Raw genomic sequence first — 19,806 nt, 5'->3', positions numbered from 1 at the left:
GGTGGGGTTGGTTTATTAACTATTTATTTCCAAGCATTCAGAATATCGCACTCATTATATTCTGATCCTATTTTAATATAAGTATCGGCTATTTTTTCATTACGCCATTTATTGATAGCTTTTACTTGCTTATCTTTTAATGCAAGATCCTTAATCTTTAAATAATCTTGAGCATAATTTGCTTTATGGTCTGGAATTTTATCGATAACATAAACTAGCTTAAAAGATTTTGCTCCTGTTGGACTTTTTTCTTCTATAATACCACTTACATCTCCTTTTTCAAGAAATTGTAATGTGGATGCCATATCAGACTCAAGTCTAGTGATCTCTACTCTACCAGTTCCTGTGTTAGGATTAATAATTTTACCACCATTTTGAGCTGTTCTTTCTTCGTCACTTATTTCTTTTGCTGCCTCACCAAATTCGATCTCCTTAAGAATGATACGATCACGCATAGCATTTAATTCTGCTTTTGCTTTTTCTATCTGACTTACCGATATATATGGTATTAATAGAATGTGTCTCACCTGTCTTATCTGTCCTATAACTTTCTCTACATAAAGAATGTGCCAGCCGAATTGAGTCTCAAAAGGCTCACTGATTTCTCCTTCTCTTAATGAAAATGCTTGATCTTTAAACTCTTTTACAAATGGACTAGATCTTTGTAATTCTAAAACACCACCAGCACGTTCTGTCCCAGTATCATCAGAATAAAGAGTTGCCTTTGCGGCAAAATCTGCACCATTATCAAGAACATCTTCTCTATATTCTTTAAGTTTATTAACGACTATATCTATTTCACTTTGTTCAGCCTCAGGAATAACGACTATTTGCGCCATTTCTACTTCTGTGTTAAAAAGAGGCAATTCTTCTTCAGATATTTTACTGAAAAACTCACGTACTTCTTCTGGTGTAATCTCTACCTGCTCTGTAATTCTTTCTTGCATGCGCTGTGCTAGCAATACATCACGATTTAATCTATTAAGAGCTTCTCTTACCTGAGCTATATTATCCTTTTTATAGAAATCGGCTACTTTTTGCTCATCAGTAGTCTGTAAACCATTCTTAAAATATTGAATAGTTTGCTCTGTTCTACCTTCTATCTCACGATCGCTTATGGTTATACTATCTTGAATTGCATGGTGGGCATACATTTTTTCTGACAGTAGGCTTTCCATTAATTCACAATTTGAAATATTAGCTATTCCAGACTGTCTATTTGCTTGCTGCTTAGCACTTACAATATCAGATCCTAAGATTACATAATCTCCTATCACACCAGCGACACCTTCTATAAGGAATCGTTTCTTTACAGGTTTTACACTATCCATAGCGGCTAGAGTTTCTGCAACGATCTGGTTATCTACATCTACAACATCATTATCTGTCGTAGTTGTTTGTGCGGTTACCGCTTTCGCGAAAGCGAGAACGATAAAAACACCTAGGTATTTAATTGTTGATTTTAAGTTTATCACTGTTAATAGCGTCATTTAATAAATCTTTTTCTAATTTTTTAATATAGGCAAGCTTGCTTTTATTGAGCAAAACCTGTTTTACTGTAGGCTTAACATAAGATAAAGGCGCACGATCACCGCGTTTGAGCACTTTATTGAAGCGCACCAAATATACACCAAGACTATCTTCTAGTTTCCAAATTTTATTCTCTTTTATATATAACTTTTCATTTACAGGGTTGATTACATTCATGGCGTCAAAAAGATGGCTCTTTTTAACCCATATGCTATCATTTAAAAAGTAATTGCGGTACGATAATTTTAAACTATCGATCTTTCTCAACGAAGGTACATCTCCTTTATTGAACCATTTAGTTATTTTTTGCAAATCAGTGTTAAGAGGATCTAATTGCAGGTATCTAAACTGTACTAAATCTTCATTTAATTTAAAGTCTTCTTTACGTAATTCATAAAATGCTTTAATTTGATTTTCTGAAATTATAGTATCCAGATTTTGCTTAGTTAGATCTTTTAAATATTCTTGAGCATATAATTCTACACGATAATTCTCTACTAACTCTTCTAGTTCTTGCTGGCGGTTTTGACCTATATTATCTCGAGCATTATCTAACAACAGATAATCTGTAGCCCATTTATTGATATAAGCATCCATAATTCTTGTGCTATCTGCCACGGTATAATCAGATGGCAGGATGCGCATTACATCACTTTTATCTAAATAATGCTTTCCTAAACTAACTACAGCGTCTGGCTCTGTTTCTTTTTCAAAAAACTGACAGGATGCTAGACTAGCTGCTATTAATATGTATATAAATCTTTTAATCAAGTTGATTTTCTATTGCTTTTTTTACTTTTTTAAACACTTTTTTACTCACCTTAATTTGATGGCCATTTCTTAAATTATCTAACCAGTTCTTTTCTAGTTCTTGCTGGTAGTCATTTACCACACTACCTCTAGCCTCTTCTAGTGTTTTATTTGTAGGCTCTTTAATTCCTTTAACATCTATCACCTTATAAAAGCTATCGCCGGCATCGTGATAAACAGAAGAAACTCCCAGTTTTATTTCAAAGTTATCTGGCAACCTATTATAAGTTTCTTCTACCTCTCCACTAGAAACAATGACTTGAGTCTTATTATCGATATTTAAACTGCTTTTTATATCATCTATCGCTACTTTTTTAATGAGCTGCTGACGTACGTTTTCAGCTATATCACGAGATACATTTTGAGTTAATACGATGTCTAGTCTTCGTTTCCATTTATAATCCTCTCGGTGATTATTAAAATATTCGTTTAAACCTATAGAATCGTTTTTTGCCTTGTTCCATATTTCTGTCTCAATGAGATCAAAGACTAGAAAACCTTCTTTAAATTCATTATACAAAAATCTAAATTCTTTGTTATCTCTCTCCAGATTTTTATCGTAGTATAACATCAACTGGTCGTTGCTATATTCTGTATAATAAGCATCTAACTTTGCTTTCTTAGATGGATAAGGTTTAAAATCCTTAGCCATTTTAGTTTCTACATACTTTAAGAAATCTCCTATTTTATAAGAAGCCTCATTGATAGTAAAAAGCTTTTGATCCAGACCTGTTAGCTGATCATCAAATTTATACTTTCCAGAAAGTAGTAACGTATCGTTTACCATCGTATATACGTTTTTTGGCAACGCATTTTGATTTTCTATGTTATAGAGGGTCTTTAATTTATTTATAAAGCCTTCTGTTATTTTTCTAGATCTTGGAGATTTTTTAATTTTATTCTCTAACTCCTTTTTTAAATCATCATAAGATTTAACAGGATGTTTTTCTAACAATTTAATAATGTGCCAGCCAAATTTAGTTTTTATAGGCTCACTATAATCTCCTACATTTTTCAATGCAAACGCAGCGTTTGCAAACACCTCGTCCACACCACCTGTGCCAAATTTATTTAATTTACCACCACGAGCAGCACTGTTACCATCGTCAGAGAATTCACGAGCTAATTGTTTAAAATCTTTGCCCGATTGTACCTGTTTATAAATCTCTAGAATACGCTCTTGAGCATTTTTACTACCAGAATCTTTTTTATCAAAAGCCATGATATGCGCCACTGTTAACTCACCAGGATTAGGTCTTGTATCATTAACATAAACTATATGATAGCCAAAGTCTGTTCTAAATGGTTTAGAAAAACTGCCTTTTTCTGTTTCAAATGCAGCATTTTCAAATTCATATACCATTCTAAAAGAACCGAACCAGCCTAGATTACCTTCATTACCTGCGCTAGGGCCCTCACTTTTAGTTCTTGCTAGAGAAGAAAAACTGGCTCCATTTTTCAATTCTTGTTCGACATCATGGATTTTATTCCATGCCTTTAACGTGTCTGCAGGTGAAGCTGCACGATCTACTTTTATGAGAATATGACTTGCATTTACCTCTTTATTACCCCGCTCATAGGCCTCTCTCACTAACTGATCTGACACCTCGTTATCAGTTAAATATGCCTGTGCAATACTAGAACGAGTGCTCTCTATTTCTTTAAGGTAATCTTCTTTTTTATGTAAATCTAGGCTATAAGCCTGCTGCAATTTAAGACGATAATCAATATAAAGATCGAGATAATTATCAATGTTTTTTTGATCTTCATCTTGTACTATATCTATGTTTTTAAAGTAAAACTTCATAAATGTTCCAGCGTCATAATCTGTACCATCTATGGTAAGCAACGTTTTATCTCCTATGTCTTGTGCCGTTGCTTTTACCGTCAGAAAAAAAACACTTATCAATAATAGACTACTTATATACTTCATATAGTTCCTTTTCAAGGATTGCAAAAATAGTTATTTAAGATTGCCTTTCAAAACGCTAGAAACTAGCAATTATTTTAAGGTTACCGTATAAGTTTTAGATGCATTTTACGACTGCTCTTCTATGATAAAAAGTGAGAATGTAATCGAGATACTTTTACCCATTAATCAGGTGATGGAACTATTTAAAAATGAAGACTTTTTTCAACACTGGCAAAAAGGGTTAGTAAGCTCAAGACCTCTATCTGGCGAGCCCGGAAAAGTAGGTAGCACTCGTGATATGAAAATTAAGGTAAGCGGTGCTATTATTAACATGAAAGAAGAGATTACTGCTGTAGACTTGCCACATCTCTGGGAAGCCACTTACCGTACTAGTGGTGTACTTAACTTACAGAGTAATCGCTTTCGCGAAAGCGAAACTATCATAAAAAACAAAGTAGTAAAATCTACCCTATGGAACGTCAACAGCATTTTTAAATTTACAGGTATGATGAGAGTAATAGCTAAAACAAGACCACAACTCTTTACTAACCAAACCTATCAACACATGAAAGATTTTAAGATATTTGCAGAAAGTAAAATACCAGTAAAGCAATACTAATTTATGAGACAACTAAAATTAATTTGGGATTTTAAGGGCCCAGATGCTCAAAAAACTGCAGCTCACCATCTTATACATTTAGATGAATATGTAAAGGAAAATAAAGTAGAATCTCTAGCAACTGGTACAGAACAAATAAATAAGAATCATTTTATAGCATTTCTAGCACTAGAAGAGTTATTCATGCCAGCAGTGCGAGATGCACTAAAACCACACCGCGGACAATTATGGCAACCGTCTAATTAAGTTTTTTTACTTCTAATTTAGAAAAACGCTCAACTGCTCGCCTACCCAATAAATGAACTAAAGATCCCCATACTAAAAAATAGAAAATACGAGTGAGGTAATAAAAATCTATGATATCGCTGTAAAAGGCCACTAGAAGAAAAGTGTTAGACAGTAAAAAGCCGAATGATATATATAGATAATTACCATTTCCTGTACGATCATCTACTTGTAAAAATGATATTATTGTAATAGAACAATATATCATTCCTGTTATCGCATAAATATTATACAGATGCAATAGCCAGCCCTCTATATCTAGAACTACAATTTCTAATAAGTAGTTTAAGAAATAATACAACCCTGCATTAGTTAAAATTAAAAGTAATACGGTAGTCTTACAGATTGATTTCCATTTAATAAATTGATTAATAGAAATAACAAACAATAAAAATGCCGCCGTAGAAGCTACTAAATACAGTAGATGCGTTACGGTGAAATTGAGATAGATGTAAAAAACATCGGTAAGCACTAATAATAATGTACCTAATAGAAATCTGGGTATTAAATATATTTTATACCTAGACACCAAATAACCGCACCCCACAACACTTGTTAATAACCTACTCCATCTTATCAAAGATAAATCTTCAATATAAACGGAAGCAAAGTTTAATAACAATAAGGTTGCTATTATTACTATAAATTCTTTATGTAAAAACTTGCCAGGCAACTATTAATTCCTTTTGGACAAAAATAAATTATTAATCCTTTGTGTGGTAAATTACATTTAAAACCTGAATTAAACATCGTTTAAAAACCTATTTTAAAGATTAAACGTTGATAAAGTTTTATTACACACTCTATAGTCATTAAAATTTTATAATGAAAATATACAAACTTAATAGATAAGCTTGATTTTAATTGAACTATAGAGTATTCTAAAGAGTCTCGTTTTAATTAATAAACTTTAGATTTGAAATTATATTATATTTTCATACGTTTCATAGATTTTCCGTTTATTTAATTACTTTTCTCAAATGTCTATTACCTCCTTATTCACTACCATTTTAAAATCAGATCAGATTTTAGGGCCTGATGATCTATCACATCGATATCATCATATATGGCACATGGATCAACCATTAAATGCTCTATGCGTTCTCCTACCAGAAACAACGCAACAAGTAAGTGAGATCATGAAAATTTGCTATGCACAAGAGCTGCCGATAGTCGTTCATGGAGGCCTAACTAATCTAGTAGGTAGTACAGAGACAACAGGCAACGAGGTAGTTATTTCTACAGAAAGATTAAATAAAATTGAGGAAACAGATACAGCAAGCCGAACTATGACTGTACAAGCAGGTGTTATTCTAGAAAATATACATAACGCAGCTACAGAAAAAAGCCTCTTATTCCCTTTAAATTTTGGAGCAAAGGGTAGCGCACAAATAGGTGGTATTATTTCTACTAACGCTGGTGGTTTAAGGGTTCTCAAATACGGCATGACTAGACAACTTGTATTAGGCCTCGAGGCAGTAACCGCAGACGGGACTATCATCTCTTCTATGAAAAAGATTATTAAAGACAATAGCGCTTATGATCTAAAACAATTATTTATAGGTAGTGAAGGGACACTAGGTGTTATCACTAGAGCTATACTTAAACTAGAAGAAGCTCCACAAAGCCGTAATGCAGCCTATATCGCATTTGATGAATATGAAGATGTGGTAAAATTTCTTAAATACATGGATAGCCATCTAGCAGGAAAAATGAGCGGCTTTGAACTGATCTGGAAAAACAGTTATCAGCAAATGACAAGTGTAAGTGATGCAGTAAAACCACCACTACCTTATGATTATAATTATTATGTATTAGTTGAAGCCTTAGGTAGTGATCAAATAAAAGACCAGGAAGAGTTTCAACAAATTTTAGAAAACGCATTAGAAAATGATCTTATTCTAGATGCCGTAATGGCGCAATCTCCTAGTGATATAGAATGGTTTTTTAGAATTAGAGAAGACGTTAATAATCTAGTAGACTTCATGAAACACGATCAACACTTTGATATAAGTCTACCTATACCATTAATAGGTTCTTATATAAAAGAAAGGTATGAGACGCTTGCATTAATAAATGGCGTTGAGCAGGTATATGCCTTTGGCCATGTGGCAGATGGTAATATACATTTCATGATAGGCAAAGAGAATTTGAGTGTCGATCTGAAAAAAGAAATCGACCACTGTATCTATGGTGATTTAAAGGAAATAGGTGGTTCTGTAAGTGCAGAACATGGTATAGGAACGCACAAAAAAGATTACCTAGAACTATGTAGAACAAAAGAAGAAATATCTTTAATGAGATCACTTAAAACATTAATGGATTCTAAAGACTTATTGAATCCTGGGAAGATTTTTTGAGTATTGCCGCCGCTTTAGCTGCTTCTTTTTGCAAATATGCCATATAAGCATGTCGTACTAAAAAGAACAATGCAAACAAATAAGCTGCTCTATCGATTAGAAAAAACAGTTTGGGCTCAATTTTATAATAAAATGCAAGCATTGCAACAAAATCTGAAAATATTAAACCAAATAAAGCATACATAAAGTAAGCTGTTCTAAAACTCAGACGCGTTGCATTCAAAAACGCAGACAATAGACAAGAAATCAATCCTGTATAACCAGTCATCTTTATTAAATAATAAGCTAGTCTAGTTTCAAATAATTCCCTTATATCTGACACTGTGAATTCTAAAATGTAAATATTAAAAAGAAAAACCAATATAAAAACAATGTAATCTAAGCTAGTAACACGCCTCCATTGTATTTTTCTCAAAGCAGAAATACTTAACGTTAGATAAATAGCGATAGACCACAAAGTATATGTGATTAAACCCAAATAATGCTCATAAAAAACCATGGAAACATCAGAACAGACTAACATGATGAAAATACTGTATATAATTCTGTTTTTATAACTTATGTAGAAATGAAAGTACAGTAATGCGGTAATTGAAGATAAGAGTCTAACTAACCTAAATTCAATAAGCTCAAAAAAGAATATGGTTATGATGTTTAAAACAATGAAAATCATTGCTATATAAAGCATCTGTTTATTTTTAGATAGTCTAGCTAATCTATTCATGGACCTCTGTCTAATAAACAAAAATAGTCATAAAGTGATATAAATTACATGAATACAAAGTGCTTATTTACCCTTTAAGATTATTAAGAAACATTCTAAACCTAACGCTGCATTATACCTCTTTTCTATAATAAAATAGTCTTTTTAAAAATTACCGTTTATCCGACTTTGTGTTTTTAGGCGATAAAAAGAATCAACTCTAGCCACATAAACAGCTCAAATAATTAAACAAAAAAAAGAATGTCTCTTATAAAAAAACATCCTTTTTTTTTGATTTATTAGGATAAATCTACCCATTAAAACCTCTCAGCTTTATAGCCGTAAGAACTTTCTTTGTGTATAGAGGGAAATCTGCATTCTGAATCCAGCTGTAGTAACCAGGTTCTTTTTCTAGAACATCAACAATTCTTTTTCCTTTATGTTTCCCGAAGTTAAAACACTCTTCTCCTTGATCATTAAACGCAAGCATCCCAGCAAAATCTACAGGTTTTCTACGTGTAGAGAATTCTGCAAGCGATTTCATATCGTTATCTAATTCTGGATAGCGATCTAACTGTCCTTTAAGAACCTCATAAGTTGCGATGGTATCAGCCTCTGCACTATGTGCGTTAGTAAGATCTTTGTCACAGTAGAATTTATAAGCAGCCACTAGTGTACGTTGTTCCATTTTATGAAAGATGTTTTGCACATCTATCGCATTGCGATTACCCATATCAAAATCCACACCGGCGCGCAGCATCTCTTCAGCAAGAAGTGGTATATCAAATCTATTAGAATTGAAACCAGCAAGGTCAGAGTCTTTGATAATATTATGTACCTCGTGCGCTCTTTCTTTAAAAGTCGGTTCATCTTTAACCATATCATCGCTTACACCGTGTATAGCAGTAGTCTCTGGCGGGATAGGAATAGTAGGATTTACCTTAAAAGTATACGTTTTTTCTTCTCCATTAGGAAAAACCTTATGTATAGAAATCTCAACGATTCTATCTTTAGAAATATTGGTTCCTGTTGTTTCTAGGTCAAAAAAGCAAATAGGTCTGTTGAGTTGTAAATTCATAATAATACTGGATATTTATTTTAAAGGATCCGCTTTCGCGAAAGCGGAACAACCACTATCACTGATACAGAAATTAACTAACTTTACAAATATAAGTTTGTGCAAGGCAGCTAGGCATAAAATTTGAATGCATTTATTAAAATATTATCATGAAACTCATTACTATTCTTTTTTTACTATTATTCATAACACCAGAACAAAATTCTCATAAAGGCATAGATATCACTGTGCGCAATGAGCGTAAAAGTATTGTGTATGTAGCAGAGAATACGACTGGAAAGGATATAGACCTATTCTTCAGGGTAGAGAGTTCTGGTTTTAGACGCAGTGCAGACCGACCTATGATTACCACCATACCAGCAAAAAAGAAAATAGACCTAATAGAATTAATACCTCTTAAAGGTGCTGACACTGTACATTCTTACATGGCAATAGTTACTGAAAAGGATAACAGCATGATGTTTAAAAAATCAGACACAGTGGTTAAACAAATAAGACGCGAGGCATCTAATGGTAATTAAACTACTTTTATTTTACTAAATAGTTCTTTGCGCAGTAAAACTAACAAAACGACTAGATAGAATAAATAATTACCTAAATAGGCTATTACCACACCTTCTTCTTGATAAATAGGTATAAAGTATATTGATAGCAAATAAAAAGATAGAATACTTAAAACCTCAGCAGTTAAGTAACGCCACAAGTCATTAATCGCAATAAATCTGAAAGCGATTACTGTGGTGATTACTCTTATAAAATCTCCTAATAATTGCCATTTAAATAAGGGTTGGGCACCATTAAACTCTTCAGTAAAAAGTATGGAAAGAATTAAATTTCTAGAAAGATAAATAGTCACTAGTCCTGCTATAACTATAGGTAGCATCGTTTTATAAAAATGTACTATCGTTATTCTATAATTCTTAAGGCTGCTATCTTTACTTAGATTAGGTAATACATAAAGACTCACTAGGCTGGTTACAAAAAGCATGTAATAACCAGAAATACGCACTACAGCTTCCCACCACCCTGCAGCTACATCACTCACCTCTACCCTAACCGTATTACGTACTAGAATATTAACAAAAGGTATAAGCAATGTACTAAATAATGCCATCGCACTATATTTTAATAGTTGCCCACTTGTGCGTTTATCAAAATTTAAAGCTAGCAATTCTTTAAGTGCTATTTGAGCTTTTACCCTAGTAAACCAAAACAAAACTCCTACTAAACATTGTGTAAATGGAACTAACGCAATAGCATAAAGTGCTCCAGTTAAATTATGCTCAAAGCTTAAATAAGCTGATATTAAAAAAACAATTAAGCTAATTATAATATTGAGCGTTATGAATTTCTTATACCATTCATATCCTTGCATTAAGCTAGTTATAAAAATGAAAAGAACATAAAATGGCAACCCTATGGCAAACAATTTAAATACTAGAGAAAAATCTGCATCTACAGCAATGAGTTCTTGATCCAGCCATCTTGCCGAAAAAAATATAACAATAGCAGCAACCATGCTTGTTACAATAGACATGGTCCAACCAGTATTTATAACCTTTTTTAAAACTACTGGATTCTCCTTATGTTCTGCAGTGTTTTTAACGAGTCCATTTTCAAGACCTAAAGAGGCAAAGCTCCATACTCCTTGTGTAAAATTGCGCAAATTACCTAAAACACCCATTCCTGCCGCACCTACATAATTTGCAAGAACCCAAGACATAACGGTACCAGTTCCTATTTTTATAAGTATATAAATAGAATTGAATCCTGCTACTTTAAGAAGTAGGTTTTTATTAAGTTTATCGAGCAGTCTTCTCATTTAATAAGCATTTACTGCTTTTACAATAAATTCTACATCTTCATTACTCAATAAAGGATGACATGGTAAACTCACCTCGGTACGATGTAATTCTTCGGTAACAGGAAAACTAAGATGATTCAACTCTTTAAATGCCGCTTGTTGATGTGGCGGTATTTCATAATGCACACTTGTTCCTATTCCTTCATGATCGAGGTAATCCATAAAAACTTTTCTATTAGCAACATATACAGGAAAAACATGTGACACACAGTTGTTCAAAAAATCAGACGGTAATAGTTTTACTTTTACGTTATTGATATGCTGGTAATAATAGGTAGCTATTTCTATTCTTCTGGTATTATCTGCATCCAGCATTGGTAATCTGTTAGATAAGAAAGCCGCTTGCAATGGATCTAATCTAGAATTAACACCTATAATATTATTTACAAATCTACTCTCTCTACCATAATTAGCCACTTTACGACACATGTTTGCTAGTTCAAAATCGTTGGTAGTTATTGCACCTGCATCACCTAGTGCACCTAAATTTTTAGTGGGGTAAAAAGAAAAAGCGCTAGCCCTAGCTAGATTTCCAGATCGTTCACCTAATTTATTTGTAGCACCATGAGATTGTGCGGTGTCGCAGTAAATGGGTAAAGAATTATCTTTTGCAAAAGCATACACCTCATCATCTACTAATTTTCCATAAATATCAACAACGATGATCGCATCATACTCTAGAGTTACCTTGCGCAACACATTTGCAGTTAAGGTAAGTTCTTCTACATCTACAGGCACAGGTCGCATACCTGCATGGATAACACTTAAAAACGTAGCTATGTACGTATGTGCTGGTACCAGTATAGAAGCGTTTTGTGGTAAGTTACCTAGAGCAACTTCGGCCTTTAAAATAATAGTTAAAGCATCTAATCCATTCCCAGTTCCTATACAATGACTAGTACCACAATAGACTGAAAACTCTTTTTCAAATCGGTCTACATATTTACCTCCTATAAATCTGCCAGAAGCATGAATTTCTTTAAATGACAAGAGGTCTTCCTGAGCAAACCTATCGTTTAAAGGTTTGAGGTCTAAGTATGGAATGTAAGGTGGAGTCATCTCGGTCATGGATATTTAACGAATATATCAAAACAAAAGTGCTTTAACTAAAAGCATTTACTATGTCTACCAGATTACCCAATAATCCTATGACTAATAAAATGAAGAAAAAAGTATTGATCCCTATACCCACGTACTTTTTCCAATGGTACTTTTCTTTAATACTCAACAAGCTTAAAACAAAACCCATAACCACAGTAACAAAAAACAAGGTCATCAAATAACCTGTAATATCATTAATATTATTTCCTGCAGTTCTAGTCGTATAAGATAGTAAAGTAAAGACTAACAGTAGCACACTAGAAATAATGGCCATGTGAAAAGATCGCTTTGTATTCTTCATTTGTTAATATTCTGTTGCAAACATAACTGCTTTTTTCAATTTTATAGATAACACTACTTAACATTGCTTAACGACACGTTAGCATCTTAAACTTGGTCATTGCATTAAATTTGTACCATCATAAGATAAGAAGTTCTTGTTTAGATTATTGAATTAGCCTTTAATTAATTATAAACACCTCTATATATTATGAAAAAGAAAAATAAGTTAAGTTTGGTTGGTAAACCGCTAGTGAATAAGTGTCTGATAGCACCTTTTTACTAGTGGTTTTTATCATTTATAGAGTTTTTAAAGCTCAATCACCCATCTTTTCCACTCTTCTTCTACACAACCCAATTGCTTCTTAAAACGCAACAATCCCTCATTAATAGCTCCGTCACGTTCATTTACAGGCCCATAATCCATTATAGAAAATCCTTTTTCTTTAAACTCTTTCATCGCTTCCATATAAATAAAGCCCACTGCATCGGTTTTCATACCTTTTAATGAACTAGATGCATATTGCGATTTCACTACTTTATCTTTTATAAAAAATGTAATTCCGGCCAGTAATTCTCCATCTCTCCATGCGTTGTGTTGAATTATTTGTTCAGGAAATCTAGAGTGCAATAACTCTATCTCTTCCACATTATGTACTGGCTTAGATGCATGTCTAGAATCTAGTTGTGGTACGAGTACAAAGTCCCAAAAAGATTTAAAATCACTTCCTTTATGAATTGATAAACCATCAAATTTCCCATTACGGTAACCTATACTCTTTTTAGGAGAAACATTAACCTCTTCCTTTAGGTTCACATATTGATTATGTAAAACACGATTTATCTTAAACCCATAATTTTTTAAATATTTTGCTATTTCACTATTTATAGTATTGTAAGATAAAGGTGGTGGTTGTAATTCCGCTTTCGCGAAAGCGTGCCCCTTAACATACTCCACAAATAACTCTAATACTAAGTCTATATTCTGGGCGCTGATTTTGTTTAAAATCAAACCTCCATAACTCAAACCACGATGGCTATAAATAGAATCCTGAACCGTATGTGCAGGAATACAACAAATTAATGCGTCCTCATTAAAAACCAACAGACTATGATCTTTAAACCGATCGTGATGGTAGTCCATAAAATCTCTATGCAATAAAAATGTCCCATTAATAGAATGATCTATAAAATCATTCCATACTCGTTTAAGATCAGGATGGTATTGTTGTATCGTTAAAGTCAAAAACTAGTGTAATTTAATGCTAAGATAAGAGAATGCTACACCTTTAAACAAGCTTAGTAGTTAGTAAAAGTATAGAGCAAAAAAAAGCAGATTCTTGCGAATCTGCTTTTTCAATATAATTAACTTAATCCGTGATTAAGAAAGTTGTTTTCCTGCGCGTTTACGCTCACCCTCATCAAGAATAACTTTACGTATTCTCAAGAAGTTAGGAGTAACCTCAACATATTCATCTTTCTGGATGTATTCTAGAGCTTCTTCTAGAGTAAATTTCACTGGTGGAGCGATCTTTACTTTATCATCATTACCTGCACTACGCACGTTAGAAAGTTTCTTTGTTTTAGTAAGATTAATTGCTAGATCATCTGGTCTAGAATTTTCACCTACTACCTGACCACCATAAATCTCTTCACCTGGTGCGATAAAGAATCTACCACGATCTTGTAATTTATCCATAGAATAAGGAATAGAAGTTCCTTTTTCCATAGAGATCATAGAACCGTTGATACGACCAGCGATTTCACCTTTATAAGGTTCGAAACCTACAAAACGGTGATTCATAATAGCCTCACCAGCAGTAGCAGTGATCAATTGGTTTCTTAAACCTATAATACCACGAGAAGGGATTTTAAATTCACAAACCATACGCTCACCTTTAGGAGCCATACTGGTCATTTCACCTTTTCTCAAAGTAACCATTTCAACAGCTTTACCACTTACCGCTTCTGGTAAATCGATAGTAAGCTCTTCTACTGGTTCACATTTAACACCATCTATTTCTTTTATGATAACCTGTGGCTGTCCTATCTGTAATTCATAACCTTCACGACGCATCGTTTCAATTAATACAGAAAGGTGTAATACCCCACGACCGAAAACCATAAATTTATCTGCACTACCAGTATCGTGTACCTGTAGAGCAAGATTCTTTTCTAATTCTTTAGTAAGACGGTCATTAATGTGACGAGATGTTACAAATTTACCATCCTTACCGAAGAAAGGAGAATCATTAATAGTAAACAACATACTCATTGTAGGCTCATCGATAGCGATAGTTTCCATCGCTTCAGGATTTTCAAAATCAGCAACACTGTCACCTATTTCAAAACCTTCTAGTCCTACTATAGCACAAATATCACCAGCCATTACTTCTGTTACTTTGGCTTTTCCCATACCATCAAAGACATAAACTTCTTTGACTTTAGTTTTAGTTTGAGAACCGTCACGCTTACAAAGAGTCACGTTTTGACCTTCTTTAATAGAACCTCTTTTAATACGTCCTATCGCGATACGACCTGTATAGTTAGAGAAATCTAGAGAAGTAATTAATAACTGAGTAGTTCCTTCTTCTACAACAGGTGCAGGAACATGCTCGATTACCATGTCTAGAAGAGGCTCGATGTTAGTCGTCTCATCTTTCCAGTCATCAGACATCCAGTTATTCTTTGCACTACCGTAAACAGTAGGGAAATCTAGTTGCCATTCTTCAGCACCTAATTCAAACATTAGATCAAAAACAGACTCATGTACTTCATCAGGAGTACAGTTTTCTTTATCTACTTTATTTACAACAACACAAGGTTTTAAACCTAGGTCTATTGCTTTTTGTAACACAAAACGAGTTTGTGGCATCGGTCCTTCAAATGCATCTACTAGAAGTAGCACACCATCGGCCATATTTAATACACGTTCTACTTCACCACCAAAATCGGCGTGACCAGGAGTATCAATAATATTGATTTTAGTTCCTTTATACATTACCGATACGTTCTTTGCTAGGATAGTAATCCCGCGTTCACGCTCGATGTCATTGTTATCAAGGATCAATTCTCCAGTGGATTCATTCTCACGGAAAATCTCACAGTGGTGTAAAATCTTGTCTACTAACGTAGTCTTACCGTGGTCTACGTGAGCAATAATTGCAATGTTTCTAATGTCTTTCATAAAAATAACGCTTGTTAGCGGCTGCAAAAATAGGCTTATTTATTGGTTTTTAGCGGTTTATTAGCATAATTAAGCCATTTCTCTCAAATACCTGATTTTCAACTAGGTTTATTGTTATTAGTTTCGCTTTCGCGAAAGCGGAAACAACATTTAAACCATTCTCATTTTTACAAGTCACAGTATCATAATTATTTCTTAAAATCGAATACTATGAAAAAGTTAACCTTGAAATTTTTGAGCTTACTACTATTAGCAACTGTACTGTTTTCTTGTGAATCTGACGATGACACTACAACTGGTGGTACTACAGATACAGGTGCTGACGTCGCAACTGTAATAGATGTCGATTCTTCTTTATTCATTACCTCTACAGTTACTTCTATAGTCACAACACCTTGTACTCTGTCTGACGGTACTGTGACAGACTGTTATGAGATCACCACCACTAGCCTAGCAGATGATCACAACATGGGACCGTGGTGTCCTGATAATATAAACGACGACGCTAGCCAAGGCGGAATATGGCTGGAAGGTGGAGAAGTTTATGATGTAGATGGGGCATTTATACAAAATCTAGCTACATTTTATAACGATAATACTTGGAATATGTACGACGCAAATGGTGATATTCAAAAAACAGAGACTCTACAAGAATGTGAAGAAGCAGCAAATCCTAATGTAGGTGCACAGTATGAGAATTATTGTGTAGAATGTCTACCGTCTTATGTGGCAAACCTAACGCAAACTTATTTAATACCTATCACACCTGTAAAAACTACTACCGCTACACAATTCGGTATGGGAGGCGGCGGTCCTGGTGGGCCTGGCGGTGGAATATCTCAAAGAGGTCTGGCTTTTAATGGTGTGGTATTTGACGCGCCTGCTCCTACTAATGCGATATTGAGCGCTTATACTCTAGCACCTTTTGATGATGCTGGTGGACATATTAATCTTACTGCTGGATATCACTATCATGCAGCAACCGGTTTAACTACTCAAATCGCTCAAAATGACGGACACTCTGCCATGATAGGTTATGCAATGGATGGACATGGATTATATGAAAGACTAGACAGTAATGGCGTAGAACCTACTGACCTAGATGAATGTAGAGGACATTATGACGAGATAAGAGGTTATCATTATCATGTAGCTGCTCCTGGAACTAACAGTTTTATAGACTGTCTATATGGTGCAACGGTTAACTAATATAAAAACAAGTACAAAAGTGGTCCTATAACTAATCGTTTTAGGACTACTTTTTCTTAGATTAAAAAATATGAAATTACTCAAAATCACTATAGTATTTATGTTGATGAGCTTAACGGCAGCTGCCCATCAACCTACTACATCTACCACTATGTTTTCTAAAACTGAAAACGGCACGTGGGTACTGCAAGTAAACTCTTCATTAACGGCTTTTGAAAGTGAAATTCACTATCATTATGGAAAGGATAGCTATAAAACAGCACAAGAATTTGAAGAGTTAGTAATAAAATATCTTAAAAAACACATCGTGGTACTAGCTAATAATAAAATCGTGATTAACTTAAATCAGGCTTATGTAAAATTAGGTCATGAGACTAATGTTGTTTTTGAAATAGATGCCATCCCAACTCCCCTAACATCGATGACGGTTACTAACAATAGTTTTAAGGATATCAACCGTAGTAAAAGTGCTTTTATAATTTTAATGGATGGTTATGAAAAAGATCATTTTGTTCTAGAAAAAGACAACAATTTCACAGCTTCAATAATCAATACTGGTTCAAAGTTTGAATTAAAAGAGGTTTCTGAAAAACGAAATAGAAATGTTATAATCTATTCCTTATTAGCTATTTCCCTTATGATATTAGTATCTTTATTTACATATTTTTACTTTAAAAATAAAAAGTAAACCGTACATACTCAACCATTATAATTATGAAATTAATAATTAAAATAGTACAGCTAATTTCACTGGCATTGATTACAGTTTTAATAACTAACTGCAAGAGCAATACCAGTACAGATAAAGTAATAAGCAGTGAAGTACAAGTCGATAGCTCTCTCTTTTTAAAAGAAAGTGTTTTATCAATAACAAAAACTCCTTGCACCTTATCTGACGGCACTATTACAGAATGTTATGAAATAGTCACCAACAGCACACCACAAGACCATCAAATGGGTCCATGGTGTCCTAAATCCATAGATGACGATGCTAGTAAAGGTGGTATATGGTTAGAAAATGGAGAGGTTTATGATGTAGATGGTGATTTCGTTAAAAATATGGCGACCTTATATAACGACAGCAAATGGAAAATGTATGATGAAGACGGTATTATATATAGAACCAAAACAATAGAAGAATGTAGAGAGGCTGCTAACCCTAACGTAGGTGTAGAATATGAGAACTTTTGTGTAGAGTGCTTACCTTCTTATGTAGCAGACCTTACACAAACTTATTTAATACCTATCTCTCCGGTAAAATTAGATCAACCTTATTCTCTAGAATCCAGAGGCGGTGGTCCGAGAGCAGATGGACATCCTCCAGTGGATAGAGAAGGAAATGGTCCACCACCAGAACGTCCAGAAAATGGAGCTAGACCAGATTTTAATGCTAGAGGTCTTGCCTTTAACGGTGTCAGATTTGACGCACCAGCACCGACTAATGCTATTTTAGGTGCATATACACTTGCTCCTTTTGATGATGCTGGAGGACACATCAACCTGAACGCAGGTTACCATTATCATGCTGCCACAGGTATATCCACACAAATAAAACAAGAAGATGGTCACGCCACAATGATAGGTTATGCCATGGACGGTTACGGCATGTATAATCAGCTAGATGAAAACGGCAAAGAACCTACAGATCTAGACGATTGTAGAGGACATACCGATGAAAAACGCGGCTACCATTACCATGTAGCTGCAGCAGGCTCGAACAGTTTTATCAATTGTTTTACAGGTGCCACAGCCATGAACTGAATCTATAAACCAATTAACAGGTCTTACTAGCTAGTAATCGTTGTACTTTATAAACATCTACACCTTTTGAAAATTTCTTACTTACACTAGGTAAATTTTCACTGCTTATCCATATTTTAAGTTCGGCATCTAGATCAAATGTACCAGCAGTTTCTAGCGAAAACCTAGAAACACTCTTATAAGGCATGGATTTCATTTCTATTTTCTTACCTGTTAGACCTTGCTTATCGATTAAAATAAGTCTGCGACTGGTAAACATGAATACATCTCTCATAAGAATAAATCCCATTTCTATAACCTCTTCATTGATTAACAAATGTCCATACTCTTTCATTAATTTATCATGCTCTACCTCTCCAGCATTGCCTAAAATCTTATCAAATAATCCCATCTTAATTTTATTTCTAATCTACCATAAAATAACAACATCTCACAACCACTATTTTCATAAATAAGACCTAATCGTTAAGTCTTTATTAATCTAAGAAGATTGTATGCAGATAGTTTTTCTTAGGTATTTGTAAATCATACCTTTGCAGCTGATACAAAAATATCAATTTTTATGAGTCAAGTTAAAGCAGATGACACTATCAAAGTGCATTACACAGGGAAATTAAAATCTACCGGACAGGTTTTTGACAGTTCTTTAGACAGAGAGCCATTAGAGGCTCAACTAGGTCAAGGAGCGTTGATACCAGGTTTTGAAAAAGGTCTTGTGGATATGAAGGTTAATGAAAAGAAAACTATTGAAATCCCTAAGGAAGAAGCTTATGGAGAAATCATTCAAGAGCTTTTCCATAAAGTACCTAAAGACCAGCTACCTCAAGAAGTAAAGCCAGAAGTAGGTATGGGATTGATTTCTCAAAACCCTGATGGTTCTGAGCGTCAGTTGCGTGTTGCACAGGTAGAAGAAGATCACATCGTTGTAGATGCAAATCACCCACTTGCAGGTCACGACCTTGTATTTGAATTAGAGGTTTTAGAGATTAACTAATTCTCTATTTATTTCATAAAAAATCCCATCGAGTTTATTCTCGATGGGATTTTTGTTTTTTTTATAATTGACCTTTTTCTAAAAAAAACTTGTTATGGAGTGAAAAATTAAAGA

The 19,806-nt window shown here is 33.9% G+C and carries 20 protein-coding genes; 8 read left to right on the top strand and 12 right to left on the bottom strand.

The features are described from left to right. Positions 1-23: 23 nt before the first annotated feature. The 3 genes from ACJJVJ_RS14135 to ACJJVJ_RS14125 are packed head-to-tail and all read right to left on the bottom strand — an operon-like array spanning position 24 to position 4,273. Positions 24-1,490 carry a peptidylprolyl isomerase gene (locus tag ACJJVJ_RS14135; protein WP_405371068.1) on the bottom strand — a complete coding sequence of 489 codons (1,467 nt, stop codon included), beginning with the start codon at positions 1,488-1,490 and terminating at the stop codon, positions 24-26. Continuing rightward, entirely contained in the window at positions 1,450-2,301 is an 852-nt protein-coding gene (locus ACJJVJ_RS14130; RefSeq protein ID WP_405371066.1) for a hypothetical protein, read from the bottom strand. Before ACJJVJ_RS14130 ends, ACJJVJ_RS14135 begins: the two co-directional genes overlap by 41 nt. Continuing rightward, positions 2,294-4,273, bottom strand: a complete 1,980-nt coding sequence (locus ACJJVJ_RS14125; RefSeq protein ID WP_405371064.1) for a peptidylprolyl isomerase — start codon at positions 4,271-4,273, stop codon at positions 2,294-2,296. Before ACJJVJ_RS14125 ends, ACJJVJ_RS14130 begins: the two co-directional genes overlap by 8 nt. 121 nt (positions 4,274-4,394) lie before the next feature. On the opposite strand from ACJJVJ_RS14125, the gene ACJJVJ_RS14120 reads away from it, so the two are divergent. Further along, entirely contained in the window at positions 4,395-4,871 is a 477-nt protein-coding gene (locus tag ACJJVJ_RS14120) for an SRPBCC family protein (protein ID WP_405371062.1), read from the top strand. 3 nt (positions 4,872-4,874) lie between these two features. After that, positions 4,875-5,117, top strand: coding sequence for a hypothetical protein (locus ACJJVJ_RS14115; RefSeq protein WP_405371060.1), 243 nt, complete (start codon positions 4,875-4,877; stop codon positions 5,115-5,117). Here ACJJVJ_RS14115 and ACJJVJ_RS14110 read toward each other — a convergent pair. Continuing rightward, positions 5,110-5,628, bottom strand: coding sequence for a hypothetical protein (locus ACJJVJ_RS14110; RefSeq protein ID WP_405371058.1), 519 nt, complete (start codon positions 5,626-5,628; stop codon positions 5,110-5,112). The genes ACJJVJ_RS14115 and ACJJVJ_RS14110 overlap by 8 nt on opposite strands. 508 nt (positions 5,629-6,136) lie before the next feature. Here ACJJVJ_RS14110 and ACJJVJ_RS14105 point away from each other — a divergent pair. Next, complete coding sequence (locus ACJJVJ_RS14105; protein ID WP_405371056.1) at positions 6,137-7,516, top strand: FAD-binding oxidoreductase; 1,380 nt, start codon at positions 6,137-6,139, stop codon at positions 7,514-7,516. Here ACJJVJ_RS14105 and ACJJVJ_RS14100 read toward each other — a convergent pair. Beyond that, on the bottom strand, positions 7,482-8,240 hold the full coding sequence (locus ACJJVJ_RS14100; RefSeq protein ID WP_405371055.1) for a hypothetical protein: 759 nt from the start codon (positions 8,238-8,240) through the stop codon (positions 7,482-7,484). The two genes, ACJJVJ_RS14105 and ACJJVJ_RS14100, sit on opposite strands and share 35 nt — an antisense overlap. Positions 8,241-8,529: 289 nt before the next feature. Continuing rightward, positions 8,530-9,297, bottom strand: a complete 768-nt coding sequence (locus ACJJVJ_RS14095) for a 3'-5' exonuclease (protein ID WP_104516497.1) — start codon at positions 9,295-9,297, stop codon at positions 8,530-8,532. 149 nt (positions 9,298-9,446) lie between these two features. Between ACJJVJ_RS14095 and ACJJVJ_RS14090 the strand changes: the two genes are divergently transcribed. Next, positions 9,447-9,818: a hypothetical protein gene (locus ACJJVJ_RS14090; protein WP_104516495.1), complete on the top strand. Its 372-nt coding sequence runs from the start codon at positions 9,447-9,449 to the stop codon at positions 9,816-9,818. On the opposite strand, the gene ACJJVJ_RS14085 is transcribed toward ACJJVJ_RS14090, so the two are convergent. From ACJJVJ_RS14085 to typA, 5 genes are all read right to left on the bottom strand, one after another. After that, on the bottom strand, positions 9,815-11,119 hold the full coding sequence (locus ACJJVJ_RS14085; protein WP_405371053.1) for an O-antigen translocase: 1,305 nt from the start codon (positions 11,117-11,119) through the stop codon (positions 9,815-9,817). The two genes, ACJJVJ_RS14090 and ACJJVJ_RS14085, sit on opposite strands and share 4 nt — an antisense overlap. After that, positions 11,120-12,220 carry a DegT/DnrJ/EryC1/StrS family aminotransferase gene (locus ACJJVJ_RS14080; protein ID WP_405371051.1) on the bottom strand — a complete coding sequence of 367 codons (1,101 nt, stop codon included), beginning with the start codon at positions 12,218-12,220 and terminating at the stop codon, positions 11,120-11,122. It abuts the gene before it with no gap. Positions 12,221-12,263: 43 nt separating this feature from the next. Continuing rightward, positions 12,264-12,563, bottom strand: a complete 300-nt coding sequence (locus ACJJVJ_RS14075; protein ID WP_104516491.1) for a hypothetical protein — start codon at positions 12,561-12,563, stop codon at positions 12,264-12,266. A 288-nt stretch (positions 12,564-12,851) separates the two neighbouring features. Further along, complete coding sequence (locus ACJJVJ_RS14070; RefSeq protein ID WP_405371049.1) at positions 12,852-13,787, bottom strand: hypothetical protein; 936 nt, start codon at positions 13,785-13,787, stop codon at positions 12,852-12,854. Positions 13,788-13,922: 135 nt separating this feature from the next. Further along, on the bottom strand, positions 13,923-15,728 hold the full coding sequence (gene typA, locus ACJJVJ_RS14065; protein WP_104516477.1) for a translational GTPase TypA: 1,806 nt from the start codon (positions 15,726-15,728) through the stop codon (positions 13,923-13,925). A 210-nt stretch (positions 15,729-15,938) separates the two neighbouring features. Between typA and ACJJVJ_RS14060 the strand changes: the two genes are divergently transcribed. The 3 genes from ACJJVJ_RS14060 (at position 15,939) to ACJJVJ_RS14050 (ending at position 18,698) form a co-directional block, all read left to right on the top strand. Next, complete coding sequence (locus ACJJVJ_RS14060; RefSeq protein ID WP_405371047.1) at positions 15,939-16,937, top strand: YHYH protein; 999 nt, start codon at positions 15,939-15,941, stop codon at positions 16,935-16,937. Positions 16,938-17,007: 70 nt separating this feature from the next. Continuing rightward, on the top strand, positions 17,008-17,625 hold the full coding sequence (locus ACJJVJ_RS14055) for a hypothetical protein (protein WP_405371045.1): 618 nt from the start codon (positions 17,008-17,010) through the stop codon (positions 17,623-17,625). A 26-nt stretch (positions 17,626-17,651) separates the two neighbouring features. Beyond that, positions 17,652-18,698 carry a YHYH protein gene (locus tag ACJJVJ_RS14050; RefSeq protein ID WP_405371043.1) on the top strand — a complete coding sequence of 349 codons (1,047 nt, stop codon included), beginning with the start codon at positions 17,652-17,654 and terminating at the stop codon, positions 18,696-18,698. A 13-nt stretch (positions 18,699-18,711) separates the two neighbouring features. Here the strand turns inward: ACJJVJ_RS14050 and ACJJVJ_RS14045 are convergent, their stop codons facing one another. Then, on the bottom strand, positions 18,712-19,089 hold the full coding sequence (locus ACJJVJ_RS14045; protein WP_104516475.1) for a PH domain-containing protein: 378 nt from the start codon (positions 19,087-19,089) through the stop codon (positions 18,712-18,714). A gap of 171 nt (positions 19,090-19,260) precedes the next feature. On the opposite strand from ACJJVJ_RS14045, the gene ACJJVJ_RS14040 reads away from it, so the two are divergent. Continuing rightward, positions 19,261-19,692, top strand: a complete 432-nt coding sequence (locus tag ACJJVJ_RS14040; protein ID WP_348116820.1) for a peptidylprolyl isomerase — start codon at positions 19,261-19,263, stop codon at positions 19,690-19,692. Positions 19,693-19,806 lie beyond the last annotated feature (114 nt).

Source organism: Nonlabens sp. Asnod2-A12, assembly GCF_045063745.1.
Taxonomy (GTDB): domain Bacteria; phylum Bacteroidota; class Bacteroidia; order Flavobacteriales; family Flavobacteriaceae; genus Nonlabens; species Nonlabens xylanidelens.
The sequence above is the reverse complement of the archived record's forward strand: the minus strand, read 5'-3'. Positions and strand labels throughout refer to the sequence as shown.

Coding starts and splice junctions, on each gene's coding strand:
- ACJJVJ_RS14135 (WP_405371068.1), bottom strand. CDS start 1,490: ATGACGCTATTAACAGTGATAAACTTAAAATCAACAATTAAATACCTA.
- ACJJVJ_RS14125 (WP_405371064.1), bottom strand. CDS start 4,273: ATGAAGTATATAAGTAGTCTATTATTGATAAGTGTTTTTTTTCTGACG.
- ACJJVJ_RS14120 (WP_405371062.1), top strand. CDS start 4,395: ATGATAAAAAGTGAGAATGTAATCGAGATACTTTTACCCATTAATCAG.
- ACJJVJ_RS14115 (WP_405371060.1), top strand. CDS start 4,875: ATGAGACAACTAAAATTAATTTGGGATTTTAAGGGCCCAGATGCTCAA.
- ACJJVJ_RS14105 (WP_405371056.1), top strand. CDS start 6,137: ATGTCTATTACCTCCTTATTCACTACCATTTTAAAATCAGATCAGATT.
- ACJJVJ_RS14100 (WP_405371055.1), bottom strand. CDS start 8,240: ATGAATAGATTAGCTAGACTATCTAAAAATAAACAGATGCTTTATATA.
- ACJJVJ_RS14095 (WP_104516497.1), bottom strand. CDS start 9,297: ATGAATTTACAACTCAACAGACCTATTTGCTTTTTTGACCTAGAAACA.
- ACJJVJ_RS14090 (WP_104516495.1), top strand. CDS start 9,447: ATGAAACTCATTACTATTCTTTTTTTACTATTATTCATAACACCAGAA.
- ACJJVJ_RS14085 (WP_405371053.1), bottom strand. CDS start 11,119: ATGAGAAGACTGCTCGATAAACTTAATAAAAACCTACTTCTTAAAGTA.
- ACJJVJ_RS14080 (WP_405371051.1), bottom strand. CDS start 12,220: ATGACTCCACCTTACATTCCATACTTAGACCTCAAACCTTTAAACGAT.
- ACJJVJ_RS14075 (WP_104516491.1), bottom strand. CDS start 12,563: ATGAAGAATACAAAGCGATCTTTTCACATGGCCATTATTTCTAGTGTG.
- typA (WP_104516477.1), bottom strand. CDS start 15,728: ATGAAAGACATTAGAAACATTGCAATTATTGCTCACGTAGACCACGGT.
- ACJJVJ_RS14060 (WP_405371047.1), top strand. CDS start 15,939: ATGAAAAAGTTAACCTTGAAATTTTTGAGCTTACTACTATTAGCAACT.
- ACJJVJ_RS14055 (WP_405371045.1), top strand. CDS start 17,008: ATGAAATTACTCAAAATCACTATAGTATTTATGTTGATGAGCTTAACG.
- ACJJVJ_RS14050 (WP_405371043.1), top strand. CDS start 17,652: ATGAAATTAATAATTAAAATAGTACAGCTAATTTCACTGGCATTGATT.
- ACJJVJ_RS14045 (WP_104516475.1), bottom strand. CDS start 19,089: ATGGGATTATTTGATAAGATTTTAGGCAATGCTGGAGAGGTAGAGCAT.
- ACJJVJ_RS14040 (WP_348116820.1), top strand. CDS start 19,261: ATGAGTCAAGTTAAAGCAGATGACACTATCAAAGTGCATTACACAGGG.